The organism is Cryobacterium sp. LW097, from assembly GCF_002205495.2.
Classification (GTDB): Bacteria; Actinomycetota; Actinomycetes; order Actinomycetales; family Microbacteriaceae; genus Cryobacterium; species Cryobacterium zongtaii.
Genome location: NZ_CP021992.1, coordinates 968,729 through 982,991, shown reverse-complemented (window position 1 = coordinate 982,991; position 14,263 = coordinate 968,729). Strand labels below are relative to the sequence as shown.

The following is a 14,263-nucleotide window of genomic DNA, read 5'->3' as shown; positions in this document are numbered from 1 at the left end:
GCCATGATCTACCTGGACAACGCCGCGACGACGCCGCTGCGCCGCGAGGTCGCCGAAGCCATCTGGCCGGTCATGACCCGCGGCTTCGGCAACCCGTCCAGCCACCACCGGGTGGGTGAGGCCGCGGCCGCCACGCTGAAGGCCGCCCGCGCCCGCATCGCCGGGGTGCTCGGCTGCCGGCCCGGCGAGATCACCCTCACCGGCGGCGGCACCGAGGCCGCCAACCTCGCGGTGAAGGGCCTCGCCCTGGGCTCCCCGCGCGGCCGGCACATCGTTAGCACCGCCCTCGAGCACGAGGCCGTGCTCGAGTCCTGCGACTATCTGCGCCGGCTGCACGGCTTCGAGATCACCCTGCTGACCACGGATGCCTCCGGCCGGGTCGATCCCGCCGAGCTCGCCAGGGTTCTTCGGCCCGACTCCACCCTCGTCACCGTGCACTACGCCAACAACGAGATCGGCACCGTGCAGCCCATCCGGGAACTCGCCGCCATCGCCCGCGCGGCCGGTGTACCGTTCCACACCGACGCCGTGCAGGCCGCCGGCTGGCTGGAGCTGAACGTCGTCGACCTCGGCGTCGACGCGCTGAGCATCTCCGGACACAAGCTCGGCGCGCCCCAGGGCGTCGGCGCGCTGTACCTGCGCGGTCGCCTGCAGGTCGAACCGGTGCTGCACGGCGGCGGCCAGGAGCGCGGCCGGCGCAGCGGCACCGAGAACGTGGCCGGGGCCGTGGGGCTCGCCGTGGCCCTCGACCTGGCCGAGGCCGAACGGCGGGAGCTCGCGCCCGCCCTGACCGTGCTCCGCGACGGTTTCGTCGCAGCGGTCCTGAAGAGCACCCCCGGCGCGGCGCTGACCGGGGACCCGCTGCACCGGCTGCCCGGCCATGCTTCGTTCACCTTCGCAGGCACCGGCGGCGAGGCCGTGCTGCTCGAGCTCGAACGCCACGATATCGTCTGCTCGAGCGGGTCGGCCTGTGCCGCCGGCAGCGACGAGGCGTCACACGTGCTCACGGCCCTGGGCATTCCCGCCGATCTCGCCCAGACCGCTGTGCGGTTCACCCTGTCGGCCACCACCACCGCCGCGGAGCTGACCGAGGCAGCCACCCGGGTGCGCGAGGCCGTCGCCGCCGTGCGCGGCCTGGCCGGCTGACCAGCGCCCCGGCCGCCCCCTCGCTCGCAACTGTTCCCGAACCGGACAACTGCGCCCGGTGCGCCGGGCGCAATTGTCCGAACGGGGCACAGTTGCGGTGCAGGGCGAACGGATGCTGAACGGGCGCCGAAAGGCAGTGCACGTGGGACCTTTGGCCCGTGTTTTGGGCGTTCCGGCAGCCTATGTTTGAACCAGAGACAAAGATCCCAGATCGGGTTGTCCAGGAGGAAAACTATGACGATCACAGACCAACCAGTCGCCACTCCCATAGCTACGAAGATCGACACCCTGGTTGCCGCCGGCAACGTCGCGCTGAAGGACTACGCGGACTTCACCCAGGAACAGATCGACTACATCGTCAAGAAGGCCTCCGTCGCCGCGCTGTCCCAGCACGCCACGCTCGCCGTGCACGCCGTCGCTGAGACTGGCCGTGGAGTCTTCGAAGACAAGGCCGTGAAGAACCTCTTCGCGTGCGAGCACGTCACCAACAGCATGCAGAACCTCAAGACCGTGGGCATCATCAGCCGCGACGAGCTCACCGGCATCACCGAGATCGCCGAGCCCGTCGGCGTCATCTGTGGCATCACCCCGGTCACGAACTGTACGTCCACCGCGATCTTCAAGTCGCTCATCGCGCTCAAGACCCGCAACCCCATCATCTTCGGCTTCCACCCCGCCGCGCAGGAGTCCTCCGCAGCCGCCGCCCGCGTCGTCCGCGACGCCGCCATCGCAGCAGGCGCACCCGCCAACTGCATCCAGTGGATCGAACAGCCGTCCCTCGAGGCCTCCACCCTGCTGATGAACCACCCCGGTGTGGCACTCATCCTCGCGACCGGTGGAAACGCCATGGTCCGCGCCGCGTACTCCTGCGGCAAGCCCGCCCTGGGCGTCGGCGCCGGCAACGTGCCCGCCTTCATCGAGAAGAGCGCCAAGCTCAAGCGTGCCGTCAACGACGTCGTGCTCTCGAAGGCCTTCGACTACGGCATGATCTGCGCTTCCGAGCAGGCCGTCATCATCGAAGAGCCCCTCTACAACGAGGCCATGGCCGAGTTCAAGATCCTGCACGCCTACCGCACCAACGCAGAAGAGAAGGCCCTCCTCGAAGAGTTCATCTTCGGCGTGCAGGCCAACTCGGAGAACTGCGCCGGCGCCAAGCTGAACCCGAACGTCGTCGGCAAGTCGCCGGTGTGGATCGCACAGCAGGCCGGCTTCAGCGTCCCCGAAGAAACGTCGATCATCCTGGTCGAGGTGTCCGGAGTCGGACCGCACGAGCCGATGACCCGCGAAAAGCTGGCACCGGTGCTCGCCGTCATGCACGCCAAGGACGCCGAAGAGGGCATCTCGCTCTCCGAGCAGATGGTGGAATTCGACGGACTGGGCCACTCGGGCTCGATCCACAGCGAAAACCCCGCGATCATCGAAGAATTCGGCAAGCGCGTCAAGGCTGTCCGCATCATCACCAACGCCCCCAGCTCGCTCGGTGGCATCGGTGACATTTACAACGCGTTCATCCCCTCGCTCACGCTCGGCTGTGGTTCGTACGGACACAACTCCGTCTCGAACAACGTCTCGGCGATCAACCTGATCAACATCAAGCGCATCGGCCGGAGGAACAACAACTTGCAGTGGTTCAAGATCCCCGCGAAGACCTACTTCGAGCCGAACGCCATCCGTTACCTGGCCGACATGCGCGACGTCACCCGGGTCACCATCGTCACCGACTCGACCATGACCCGCCTGGGCTTCGTCGACAAGATCCTCGACGTGCTCAACCGCCGTGAGGGCCGCGTTGCCCTGCAGATCATCGACAACGTGCTCCCCGAGCCCACCGTTGCCGCCGTCGAGAAGGGCGCAGAGGAAATGCGCGCCTTCAAGCCGGACACCATCATCGCCCTCGGTGGCGGTTCGCCGATGGACGCCGCCAAGGTCATGTGGCTGCTGTACGAACACCCCGAAATCGACTTCGCCGACATGAAGGAAAAGTTCTTCGACGTGCGCAAGCGCGCGTTCAAGTTCCCCGACCTCGGTGAGCTCGCCAAGCTGGTCTGCATCCCGACCACCTCGGGCACCGGTAGCGAGATGACCCCGTTCGCCGTCATCACCGACGACGTCACCGGCGTCAAGTACCCGCTGGCCGACTACGCGCTGATCCCGTCCGTCGCGATCATCGACCCCGTGCTCACGGCCATGATGCCGTCGTTCCTCGCCGCAGACTCCGGCTTCGACGCCCTGACCCACGCCACTGAGGCGTATGTCTCGGTGTACGCGAACGACTTCACCGACGGCCTCTGCCTGCACGCGATCAAGCTGATCTTCGAGAACATCGAGACCAGCGTCAAGGGCACCATCGGCAGCACCGATGACGCCGTGATCAAGGCTCGCGAGAAGATGCACAACGCCGCATCGATCTCCGGTATGGCATTCGGTAACGCCTTCCTGGGCATAGTCCACGCCATGGCTCACGTCACCGGCGCGCAGCTGCACCTGATCCACGGCCGGGTCAACGCGACCTACCTGCCGCACGTGATCCGGTACAACGGCACCGTACCGACCAAGCTGACCAGCTGGCCCAAGTACGAGCACTACATCGCCCCGGAGCGCTTCCAGGAAATCGCGAAGCACCTCGGCCTCCCGGCCTCCACCCCGGCCGAGGGCGTCGAGTCCTACGCCAAGGCCGTCGAGAAGCTGCGCGACCAGGTCGGCATCAAGCCGTCCTTCCAGGCACAGGGTGTGCCGGAAGAGGACTTCATCAGCCGCCTCGACTCGCTCGCCATGGGCGCCTACGGCGACCAGTGCGCACCCGCCAACCCGCGGATGCCGATGCTCGAGGACATGAAGACCCTCATGGAAGCCGCGTACTACGGCACGTCGTTCGCCGAGGTTCGCGCCGGACGCGCAGCCGTGGTTGACGCCGCGCACGAGACCGGTGCAGTGGTTGCCGCTCCGACCGAGGACGCCAAGAAGCCCGCCCGCAAGGCCGGCAAGTAGGCTCCACGCGTCACAGCAACAACCGTTCGACCTGCACCACCACAACGGCCCCGCACTCTCGTGCGGGGCCGTTCTGTGTTGCGAGAACGGTGCCGGCGGTCGCGGTCGCCCGTCGCTCCTCACCACCCATTGGTGTTAGATGGACACTGTGGGCAACCCAACTGACACTCCGCACGGCAACGCTGACGCTGCTGGACCCGATTCAGCCCGCATCCCTCAGGACGAGCAGGACGAGCAGGACGAGGCTCGAACCTCCAGCCAAGCCGCCCAGGATCAGAAGATCGAAAAGATCCTGGTGGACGCACACCGACGGGACGATGAGGCCGACATCCGCGATGTCGAGTCTGACAAGCGTGCCGAAGCCGCCGACCTCGAGGCCTTTTTGGACACCAGCGAAATATATTCAGGCCACGGAGAACGGCGAGCAGCAGCGCTGGACCGCTCCCACGCCAAGAGCGATCGTCAGTCCTCCGCCGACGATCGAGCCGAACTCACGAAGCACAAAGACGCCCCGAACGCGGACTAGCCGAATTCCTGGCGCCACGACAAGGCGGCTGAGCTGCGAGCCGGGTCTGATCAGGCCGGGAGGGAGTGGGGTTCCACACCGACACTGGTCAGCAGCGTGACGACGTGGGCGCGGATGTCGTCCCGGATGTCACGCACGGCTTCCAGCGATTGTCCGGCCGGGTCGGCCAGCTCCCAGTCCTGGTAGCGCTTGCCCGGGTAGACCGGGCAGGCGTCGCCGCAACCCATGGTCACCACGACGTCGGCGGCCTGCACCACGTCGTCGGTGAGGGGCTTGGGAAACTCTTCGCCCAGGTCCAGGCCGATTTCAGCCATGGCGGCGATCACGGTGGCGTGGATCTCACCGGAGGGCATCGAGCCGGCGCTGCGTACGTGAACGCGCCCGCCGGAGAGGTGCGCGGTGAGTACGGCGGCCATCTGGGACCGGCCCGCATTCTGCTCGCAGACGAAGAGCACCTCGGGGACGTCCCGGGCAATCGCGCCCTTGGCCTGGGCGAGCGCGGTGAGCCGGTCCGTGGCGAACCGAACCGTGCGAGCGGCGACGTGTGCGCGCACCGTCGATCCGCGCAGGAGGCTCGTGTACGACTCGAGCACGTATCGTTCCACGGTCTCGAGGCCGAAGATACCGGAGAACTTGAGCGAGAGCTCGTCGGAAAGACGGTGCAGGTACGCCTCCGGGAAGGTGAGACCGGGAAGGGGGCGACGGTCCGAAACATCCATTTTCTTCGCCTTGTCGAGTGTCGGGTGGTCAGGCGGTGACGGGAAGGATCTCGGCGAGCAGCTTCTCGATGCGAGCCTTGATGTCGTCACGGATCGGGCGCACCGATTCGATGCCCTGACCGGCCGGGTCGGCCAGCTCCCAGTCCTCATAGCGCTTGCCGGGGAAGATCGGGCAGGCATCGCCGCAGCCCATGGTGATCACGACGTCGGAGTCTTTGACGGCCTCGGTCGTGAGAATTTTGGGCACGTTGTGTGCAATGTCGATGCCGTCTTCAGCCATGGCCTCGATGGCGACGGGGTTGATCTGGTCCTTCGGCTCGGAACCGGCCGAGAGCACCTCGACGCGACCTCCGGAGAGCGCCGTCAGGTATCCGGCGGCCATCTGGGACCGGCCGGCATTGTGCACGCAGACGAACAGAACTGTGGGCTTGGCGGCGGACGTACCTGCGCTGAGGTCAGACATGGGGATTCCTTCGGCTGGTGATTGATCGACATCTGTCAATATAGACGATTCACGCCGGCTGCGGCACCAGTGCAGAAATTGTCTTGAGCCGCTCACGCGCCATTCACCTCCCGTTCACCCACTCCCGGCGCCGGTCGGCAATGGTGTAAATCGATGCACGTCGATATGCTGGGATGGCCGGATGCGCTCGACACCGTGTCGCATCGCCCGGCGGATACCGAGGCTCCCATGACGTCCATCCAGATCTTCGAACCCGGCCTGTGCTGCGGCACTGGCATTTGTGGTGTCGACGTCGACCAGCAGCTCGTGACGGTGTCGGCCGACATCGACTGGGCGACCTCGGCCGGCGGCAGCGTGCGCCGGTTCAACCTCGCCCAGGAGCCCCTGGCGTTCGCCGAGAACGAGACCATGCGCAGTTTCCTGCACACGGTTGGCCAGGAAGGTCTTCCCGTCACGATGGTCGACGGCGCCACCGTGCTCACCGGCCGGTACCCGTCCCGCCCCGAGTTGGCCAAGTGGGCCGGCCTGGGCGCCCCCGCGGCCGAAGACCGGCCGTCGCTGCTCAGTGCCGCCCAGCCCGGTGCCTCCGCTGACGGCTGCTGCGGCGGCGGCGGCGGCGAAGGCTGCTGCTGATGACCGTCGGCACCGACATCCTTCTCGACACCGGCACCCGCAGCTCCACCGCCTTCCTGGCGGATGCCCCACGGTTCCTGTTCTTCACCGGCAAGGGCGGCGTCGGCAAGACCTCGATCGCCTGCGCAAGCGCGATCCGGCTGGCCGAGGGCGGCGCATCCGTGCTGCTGGTCAGCACCGACCCGGCCTCGAACGTCGGCCAGGTGTTCGGCGTCAGCATCGGCAACACCGTGACTCAGATCGACGCCGTGCCCGGGCTTGTCGCGCTGGAGATCGACCCGGAGCAGGCCGTTCAGCAGTACCGCGAACGCATTGTGGGCCCGGTGCGTGGCCTGCTGCCCGCCGCGGAGGTCGCCTCGATCGAGGAGCAGCTCTCCGGCGCCTGCACCACCGAGATCGCCTCGTTCAACGAGTTCACCGACCTGCTCACGGATGCCGCCTGGGCCGCCGCGTACGACCACATCGTCTTCGACACCGCACCGACCGGGCACACCATCCGGCTGCTGCAGCTGCCCGGCGACTGGACCGAGTTCCTCACCGCGGGCAAGGGCGACCCGTCGTGTCTGGGCCCGCTGTCCGGCCTGGAGAAGCAACGCGCGGTATACGCGCAGGCCGTGGCGGCACTCGGCGACCCCGAGCGCACCCGTCTGGTGCTCGTCTCCCGCGCCCAGCATTCCACCCTGGCCGAGGCCGCCCGCACCCACACCGAGCTGGCCGCGATCGGCATGGACCGGCAGTACCTGGTGATCAACGGTGTGCTGCCGGGCCCGGATGCCGAACTGCCCTCACCCGCAACGGGGCCCCCCGCGGGGGCTGACGACCCACTGGCGGCCGCCATCCGCCTGCGGGAACAGCGGGCGCTCGACGCCCGCGACCCCGTGCTGGTCGCGCTGCCCACCGATTACCTGCCGCTGATGGCCACGAACATGGTGGGCCTGCCCGCCCTCCGCGGCCTCCTCCCCCACGACGGCAGCTCTGTGAGCCCCGAGCCCGCCGCCGAGCTGCCCACGTCCGGACAAGTTGCCCCCGCACACCTGGGCAGTTCGTCCGGTGCGGGGCAACTCGGGGATGCCGGCCTTGAGGTTCTGGTGGACCAGATCGCCGCCGACGGCCACGGGCTGGTGATGCTGATGGGCAAGGGCGGCGTGGGAAAGACCACTATGGCGGCTGCCGTCGCCGTCGCCCTGGCCGAACGCGGCTTCGCCGTGCACCTCACCACAACAGACCCCGCCGCGCACCTGACCGACACCCTCGCCGGCGAACTCACCAACCTCGAGGTCTCCCGCATCGACCCGGCCGTGGAGATCGAGCGCTACACCGAGCACGTCCTGACCACCAAGGGCAGCCGCCTCGACGAACAGGGCCTGGCCATGCTGCGCGAAGACCTGCGATCGCCGTGCACCGAAGAGATCGCTGTTTTCCAGGCCTTCTCCAAGGTGACCCGGGAGGCCAAGAACAAATTCGTGGTGCTCGACACCGCCCCGACCGGGCACACCCTGCTACTGCTCGACGCGGCGGGGTCCTATCACCGGGAGATCGCCCGCCAGATGGGCACCTCGATGCACTTCGTCACCCCGATGATGAAGCTGCAGGATCCGGCCCAGACCAAGGTACTGCTGGTGACCCTGGCCGAGACCACTCCGGTGCTCGAGGCCGCAGGCTTGCAGGAGGACCTGAGGCGTGCCGGCATCGAACCGTGGGCGTGGATCGTGAACAACTCGATCGCGGCGGCGTCACCGACCTCGGCGCTGCTGAAGCGCCGGGCGGCCAACGAGCTGCCCGAGATCGACGCGGTCCGCACCCGGTACGCCGCCCGCACCGCTATCGTGCCGCTTCTGGCGGTGGAGCCGATCGGCATTCCGGCGTTGGCCGGCCTGTCAGGGGGTTAACGCAAAAGTCCCGGTCTCTTTCGAGACCGGGACTTTTGTTTTAGTTGCGGGGGCAGGATTTGAACCTACGACCTCTGGGTTATGAGCCCAGCGAGCTACCGAACTGCTCCACCCCGCGCTACAAGAACTAAGTTACCACAGTTACCCAAGGCCCTCGAATCGGGGACGCCGCCCGGGCGCGTCGCACCCGGCACAGACAAAACGCGGGTGGTGCGACCGGGTTTCCCCGGCGCACCACCCGCGCATGGATGAGGCGGCCAACTACACGCTACTGCTGGTCGAGCAGCACCAGCAGCTCGGCGACCGCATCATTCAGCTTCTTGTCGGCAACCCCATAAGCGGAGAAGTCACCCGACGTCAGGGCCGCCTGCTTCTCGGTCACGGCCAGCTTGGCTTCCGCGAGGAGCGACCTGATCTGAGCATCCGTCGCCGGGTCACCGGTCGTCGTCGACGGGGCTGTGCCTCCGTCGACGGGAGCCTCGCCCGGGGCGGGCGTTTCCACGGCCGGCACGTCGGTGTCGCCGGCGTTGGCCCCGGACTCACCGCCGAAGAGCACGTTGAGTGCGTTATCGAGTGTGTCCTCGAAGGCGATCTGGTCACCGAAGGCCACCAGGACCTTCTGCAGCAGCGGGTAGCTGGTCTCACCGGTGGACTGCACGTAGACGGGCTGCACGTAGAGCAGACCGCCACCGACGGGCAGCGTCAGCAGGTTTCCGTTGAGCACGCTGGACTGGCCCTGCTTGAGCAGGTTGAGCTCGGCGGAGATCGTGGGATCACCGTTGAACTTGGCCTGCACCTGGCCGGGACCGGGCACCGTGATGTCGTTCGGCAAGGTCAACAGGCGCAGCTTGCCGTAACCCTCCGCCCGTTCCCCGTCGGTGGCACCCGCATCCGCGTCGGCGGCAAGGTACCCCGTCAGGACGTTCCGGCTGGTTTCACCGGACGCGTTGGGGATGAAGGTCGAGTACAGCGAGTACGACGGCGCATCCTGGCCGGGCATCTGCATCGTCAGGTAGTACGGCGGCTGCAGGGTGGTGTTGGTGCTCGGCGACACGGGGTCGTTCGGTGTGGTCCAGGCATCGTCTTCGGAGTAGAACGAACCGGGGTCGGTCACGTGGTACTTGCCCAGGACCGCGCGCTGCACCTTGAACATGTCGGCCGGGTAACGCACGTGGCTCATCATGTCGCCGGTCATCTCGCTCATCGGCTCGACAGTCGACGGGAAGATCTTCTGCCAGGTCTGCAGCAGCGGGTCTTCTTCATCCCAGGCGTACAGGGTCACGGAGCCGTCGTAGGCATCCACGGTCGCCTTGACGGAGTTGCGCATGTAGTTGATGTTGTCCAGCGCGAACGGCTGTTCGGGCGTCTCGGTGTCGGCGATGGCGTCGCTCAGGCTGACCGCGGTGGAGTACGGGTAGCTGGCCGAGGTCGTGTACGCGTCCACAACCCACTTGATGCGTCCGTCGACGACGGTCGGGTACGGGTCGGAGTCGAGCGTGAGGTACGGGGCGACCTTCTGCACGCGGGTGATCGGGTCGCGGTCGTAGAGGATCTGGGACTCGTCGTTGACGGCGTTGGCCAGGAAGATCTGCTCGGACTGGAACTTGAGTGCGTAGATCAGCTTGTTGAACGGGCCGTTCAGGCTGGGACCGCCGTCACCGGTGAAGGTGGTGTAGGTCTGCTGGGCGCCGTCCTCGCCGGACGGATAGTCCAGTTCGATGGGGTCGGTGCCCTCAGGGGCGCCGACGATCGAGTAGGTCGGTGAGGTCTCGCCGAAGTACACCCGCGGCTCGAACTCGCCGAGCGCTCCCGACGTGGGGATGCCGTTCTCCAGGAACACCGGCTGGCCGTCGGCCGAACGCTGGTTGCCGTAGGCGGCGACGACGCCGTAGCCGTGCGTGTAGACGACCGATGAGTTGACCCAGGTCTCGCTGCTCAGGCCGTTGAGGTTGAGGTCACGAACCGACACCACGGTGTCCTGGGACTTGCCGTCGATCGTGTAGCGGTCCACGTCGAGCTTGGACGGGAACTGGTAGTACTGCTTGAACTGCTCGAGCTGGGCGAACGCGTCGCTGACCAGGGCGGGGTCGAGGATGCGAATGTTGGCAGTGGTCTCCGCGTCCTCGCGCAGGGCGCCTGGCGTGGCCTCGGTGGTGGCGGTGTAGGGGATCTCTTCCACATCGGCGACGCCGTAGGCATCGCGGGTGAGGTCGATGTTGCGCTGGATATACGGCGCTTCGAGGGTCTTCGCGCTCGGGTCCACCTGGAAGCGCTGCACGACCCAGGGGTAGAGCGAACCGATCAGCAGGCTGCTCACGATCAGCAACGCGGTGCCGATCACCGGCAGGCGCCAACGACCGATGAAGGCCGTGACGATGAAGAGGATGGCCACGAAGACCGCGATGCCGGCCAGGATTGCACGCCCGGGAATGGTGGCGCTGACGTCGGTGTAACCGGCGCCGGTGATCAGGTCGTTCGACTGCGTGAGGGTGGAGTACTGGTCCAGCCAGATGCTGACACCCTGCAGCAGTAGGTAGACCGCGGCGGTGATGGCGATCTGCACGCGGGCGGCCTTGGCCACGAAGACCTCACGGCCGGTGACGCGGATGGCGCCGTACAGGTAGGAGGTGGCGAGAGCGACCAGCGCGGAGATGAGCACGACGGCGGAGCTGAAGGCCAGCAGCGACTGGTAGAACGGCAGGTCGAAGAGGTAGAACGACACGTCGAAGCCGAACTGCGGGTCGGTGGTGCCCGCCTCGGTGCGGTTGAGCCACATCAGGATCGTCTGCCAGTGGGTCGCGGCGGCGACACCGGCGAAGAGGCCGAGCAGGGCGGGGATGCCGTACATCGCGAGCCGGCGCAGCGGCTCGATGACCTGCTGGTAACGATCGACCTGCGAGTTCAGCTTGGCGTAGACCGGGCGCAGCCTGTAGGCGAGCTGAATGCTCACCCAGACCGGCACGGCCATGCCGAGGAACCCGATGACGAACAGAACCGCGCTGGCGATCCATTGCGTGGTCAGCACGCTGAGGAAGCCGAGCTGGTCGAACCACAACACGTCGGCATAGAGCCCGGCGAAGATGAAGAACAAGATCACCAGCCCCGCAATGATCGCTGCCGTGATGGCGAGCGGGGCACGGCTCCGGCGTGGAGCGCTTCCAGCGGATGATGTGGTCACGAATTGGCCTCTTGCTCTGATAGATCGGGGGTCAGACCCTCATTCTATGCAGCCGCCCTCAGGGCAAACCCCGAGTTCGCTGAGGGCTCACCCAGAAGTGCCCGTGCTATCGGGTTGCCGGACAGGTCGGCAGGTCGCCGGTGTCGGCTCCGGTGCCGATGGCATCCAGCGCAGCGAGGGACTCGTCGAGGGTGCTCACGGCCAGGACCGTCAAGCCATCCGGGATGTGACCGGAGACCTCGTCGCAGTTGGCGGCGGGCGCCAGGAACCACTCGGCACCGGCTTCTTTGGCTCCGAAGAGCTTTTGGCGGATCCCGCCGATGGGGCCGACACTGCCGGACTGGTCGATGGTTCCGGTGCCGGCGACATCCGCCCCACCATGGATGGACCCCGGGGTGAGCTTGTCGATGATGCCCAACGCGAACATCATGCCGGCGCTGGGCCCGCCGACCTTGTCGAGCTGGATGTTGACGTCGAACGGGAACTTGTACTCCGACTTGACGTTGATTCCCAGAACCACGTTGCCGTCGACGTCGACGGGGGTGACCTCGACGCTCTGCTCGGCGCCGTCGCGGGTCAGCCCGATGGTGGCCGGGGCGTCGGCGCCGCTGGCGGTGAGTGCCGCCCGCAGCGCGGTGATGTCGGCCACGGCTTCCCCGTTGACGGTCTCGATCAGGTCGCCGGCCTCGATCAGGCCGGTCGCCGGCGCCTCGTCGGCCAGTGACACCACGCTCAGTTCGGTCGGGTAGTCGTAGCCGAGGTTGGTCAACGCCGCGGCGATGGCGTCCCGCTGGGAGTTCACCATGGCCGCCTGGTTCTGCTCGTCACGCTGTTCGGTGCTGACGTCGGCCGGGAAGACCGACTCCATCGGCACCACCGCCTGGCTCGGGTCGAGCCAGGCCGACGCGACCGTCAACCAGTTCAGGCGGTTGTCCGGGTTGCCGAGCACCGAGACCGTGAGCAGGTCCAGCGTGCCCTCCGTCGGGTACACGGTCTCGTCCGGGATCGTGATGAGGTCGGTTTTCTCCCCGTCATATTCGGCGGATCCGAGCGTGTTGTACACGGGCCCGGGCTTCTCCACGACATACGGTGACGGCACGATCGCCAGGGTGAGCCCGGTGACCAGTGCGATACCCAGCACCACCCACCCCGTGCGCGAACCCTTGCGGGGTCGGTCGGAGCCTGAATGCGGGTCAGCGGTGAAGAGGGCCACCAGGCTCCTTAGAAGGATGAAGGGGAAGTGCGCAAGCTGTTCGCTACGGGCGACAAGGCAAGAACCCAGCGTAGGTCATTTCCCAGTTCTAGCCGGGGTTCTCGGGCTAGCGTAGGGGGACGCAACTGAGAGGTGCCTGAAGTGGCCGATGACTCCCGACCCGACGAAGGTCAGAACCCAGAAGACGAATTCCGGGACATGCTCCGAGACATCCTGTCGGGCAAGTCGTCCATCGACCCCGGCCAATTAGCCGGCGCGGCCGGACTCCCGAACGATCCCGCCAGTGTGGCGGCGCTGATGAGCCAGCTGCAGGGCGCCCTGAAGGGCGGCGGCGACGGCGGCATCAACTGGGGCATCGCCCTGCAGCAGGGCCAGGAACGCGCGGCCACCGGGCAGCTCAGCACGACCGACGCCCAGCGCGCCGAGTTCGAGCAGGCCTTCCACATCGCGGCGCTCTGGCTGGATGACGTGATCAACGTCGCCGAGCTCACGGTTGTCCCGCGCCTGATGACCCGCAAAGAGTGGGTGACCGCCACCATGCCGCTGTGGAGCCAGCTTTCCGAGCCCGTCGCGACGAGCATTTCGGATTCGCTCACCAACGTGCTCACCGAACAGGCCCCAGAGGAGCTCAAGGGCATGCTCGCCGGTGCCAGCCAGATGATGCGTAGCCTCGGCGGCACCCTGTTCGCGATGCAGCTGGGTCAGGTTGTCGGCCAGCTCGCCAGCGAGGTCGTCTCCGGCGGCGACATCGGCATCCCCCTGTTCAGCGACCAGCAGGCCGCCCTGCTCCCCCAGAACGTCGCCGAGTTCGGCGAGGGCCTTGACGTGCCCATCGACCAGGTGCAGATCTATCTCGCCGTGCGTGAGCTCGCCCACGCCCGCCTGTTCCGGCACTCCCGCTGGTTGCGTCTGCACATGATCAGCTCGATCACCGATTTCGCCCACGGCATCAGCATCGACACCGAACGGCTGGAGTCCCTCGCCGAGGGCTTCGACCCGTCGAACCCCGAGGAACTGCGCGACGCCATGGTGAACGGCTCCCTGATCCCGCCCAAGTCCGACGCCCAGCTGGCCGCCCTCGGCCGGCTCGAGACCATGCTCGCCCTGGTGGAGGGCTGGGTCGACGTGGTCACCGTGGAGGCCACCAGCCGGCTGCCGCGCGCCGACGCGATCAACGAGACCGTCAAGCGGCGCCGGGCATCCGGCGGCCCCGCAGAGTCGGCCTTCGCCACCCTGGTGGGCCTGGAGCTGCGCCCCCGCCGTCTGCGTGAGGCCGCCGCAATGTGGCAGGCCGTCACCGACGCTGTGGGCAACGAGGCCAGGGACGCCCTGTGGGCGCATCCCGACATCCTGCCGACGTCCGCGGACCTCGACGACCCGCAGGCCCTGGTCGCTCGGCTGACCTCCACCGCCAAGGGCGAGCCCCCGGTCCTGGACGACATCGACCAGGCCCTGGCCGACCTCCTCCGAGACGACAACCCCGACCGTCCCCACGAGGCGTAACGAAG

At 67.2% G+C, this 14,263-nt stretch carries 10 protein-coding genes and 1 tRNA gene; 6 read left to right on the top strand and 5 right to left on the bottom strand.

Annotation, left to right across the window (positions count from 1 at the left end; all coding sequences use genetic code 11):
• Positions 1–3 precede the first annotated feature (3 nt).
• The 3 genes from B7495_RS04530 (at position 4) to B7495_RS04520 (ending at position 4,660) form a co-directional block, all read left to right on the top strand.
• Positions 4–1,146 (top strand): cysteine desulfurase family protein, encoded by a 1,143-nt coding sequence (locus B7495_RS04530; protein WP_088455524.1) that lies wholly within the window; start codon positions 4–6, stop codon positions 1,144–1,146.
• A 234-nt stretch (positions 1,147–1,380) separates the two neighbouring features.
• Positions 1,381–4,134: a bifunctional acetaldehyde-CoA/alcohol dehydrogenase gene (gene adhE / locus B7495_RS04525; RefSeq protein ID WP_174776223.1), complete on the top strand. Its 2,754-nt coding sequence runs from the start codon at positions 1,381–1,383 to the stop codon at positions 4,132–4,134.
• Between the two features lie 148 nt (positions 4,135–4,282).
• Positions 4,283–4,660 (top strand): hypothetical protein, encoded by a 378-nt coding sequence (locus B7495_RS04520; RefSeq protein ID WP_134497059.1) that lies wholly within the window; start codon positions 4,283–4,285, stop codon positions 4,658–4,660.
• 50 nt (positions 4,661–4,710) lie between these two features.
• Here B7495_RS04520 and B7495_RS04515 read toward each other — a convergent pair whose 3' ends face one another.
• Both B7495_RS04515 and B7495_RS04510 read right to left on the bottom strand, forming a co-directional pair.
• Positions 4,711–5,379: a phosphatase gene (locus B7495_RS04515; protein WP_088455522.1), complete on the bottom strand. Its 669-nt coding sequence runs from the start codon at positions 5,377–5,379 to the stop codon at positions 4,711–4,713.
• A 28-nt stretch (positions 5,380–5,407) separates the two neighbouring features.
• On the bottom strand, positions 5,408–5,842 hold the full coding sequence (locus B7495_RS04510; RefSeq protein WP_088455521.1) for an arsenate reductase ArsC: 435 nt from the start codon (positions 5,840–5,842) through the stop codon (positions 5,408–5,410).
• Positions 5,843–6,070: 228 nt separating this feature from the next.
• On the opposite strand from B7495_RS04510, the gene arsD reads away from it, so the two are divergent.
• Both arsD and arsA read left to right on the top strand, forming a co-directional pair.
• Positions 6,071–6,475 carry an arsenite efflux transporter metallochaperone ArsD gene (gene arsD / locus B7495_RS04505; RefSeq protein WP_088457904.1) on the top strand — a complete coding sequence of 135 codons (405 nt, stop codon included), beginning with the start codon at positions 6,071–6,073 and terminating at the stop codon, positions 6,473–6,475.
• Positions 6,475–8,364 (top strand): arsenical pump-driving ATPase, encoded by a 1,890-nt coding sequence (gene arsA, locus B7495_RS04500; RefSeq protein WP_088455520.1) that lies wholly within the window; start codon positions 6,475–6,477, stop codon positions 8,362–8,364. Before arsD ends, arsA begins: the two co-directional genes overlap by 1 nt.
• Before the next feature lie 44 nt (positions 8,365–8,408).
• Here the strand turns inward: arsA and B7495_RS04495 are convergent.
• The 3 genes from B7495_RS04495 to B7495_RS04485 form a co-directional block, all read right to left on the bottom strand.
• Positions 8,409–8,482, bottom strand: a tRNA-Met gene (locus B7495_RS04495).
• A 150-nt stretch (positions 8,483–8,632) separates the two neighbouring features.
• Positions 8,633–11,542 (bottom strand): UPF0182 family protein, encoded by a 2,910-nt coding sequence (locus B7495_RS04490; protein WP_174776310.1) that lies wholly within the window; start codon positions 11,540–11,542, stop codon positions 8,633–8,635.
• Between the two features lie 106 nt (positions 11,543–11,648).
• Positions 11,649–12,755, bottom strand: a complete 1,107-nt coding sequence (locus B7495_RS04485) for a PDZ domain-containing protein (RefSeq protein ID WP_088455519.1) — start codon at positions 12,753–12,755, stop codon at positions 11,649–11,651.
• A gap of 141 nt (positions 12,756–12,896) precedes the next feature.
• Between B7495_RS04485 and B7495_RS04480 the strand changes: the two genes are divergently transcribed.
• On the top strand, positions 12,897–14,258 hold the full coding sequence (locus B7495_RS04480; RefSeq protein ID WP_370028227.1) for a zinc-dependent metalloprotease: 1,362 nt from the start codon (positions 12,897–12,899) through the stop codon (positions 14,256–14,258).
• Positions 14,259–14,263: the final 5 nt, after the last annotated feature.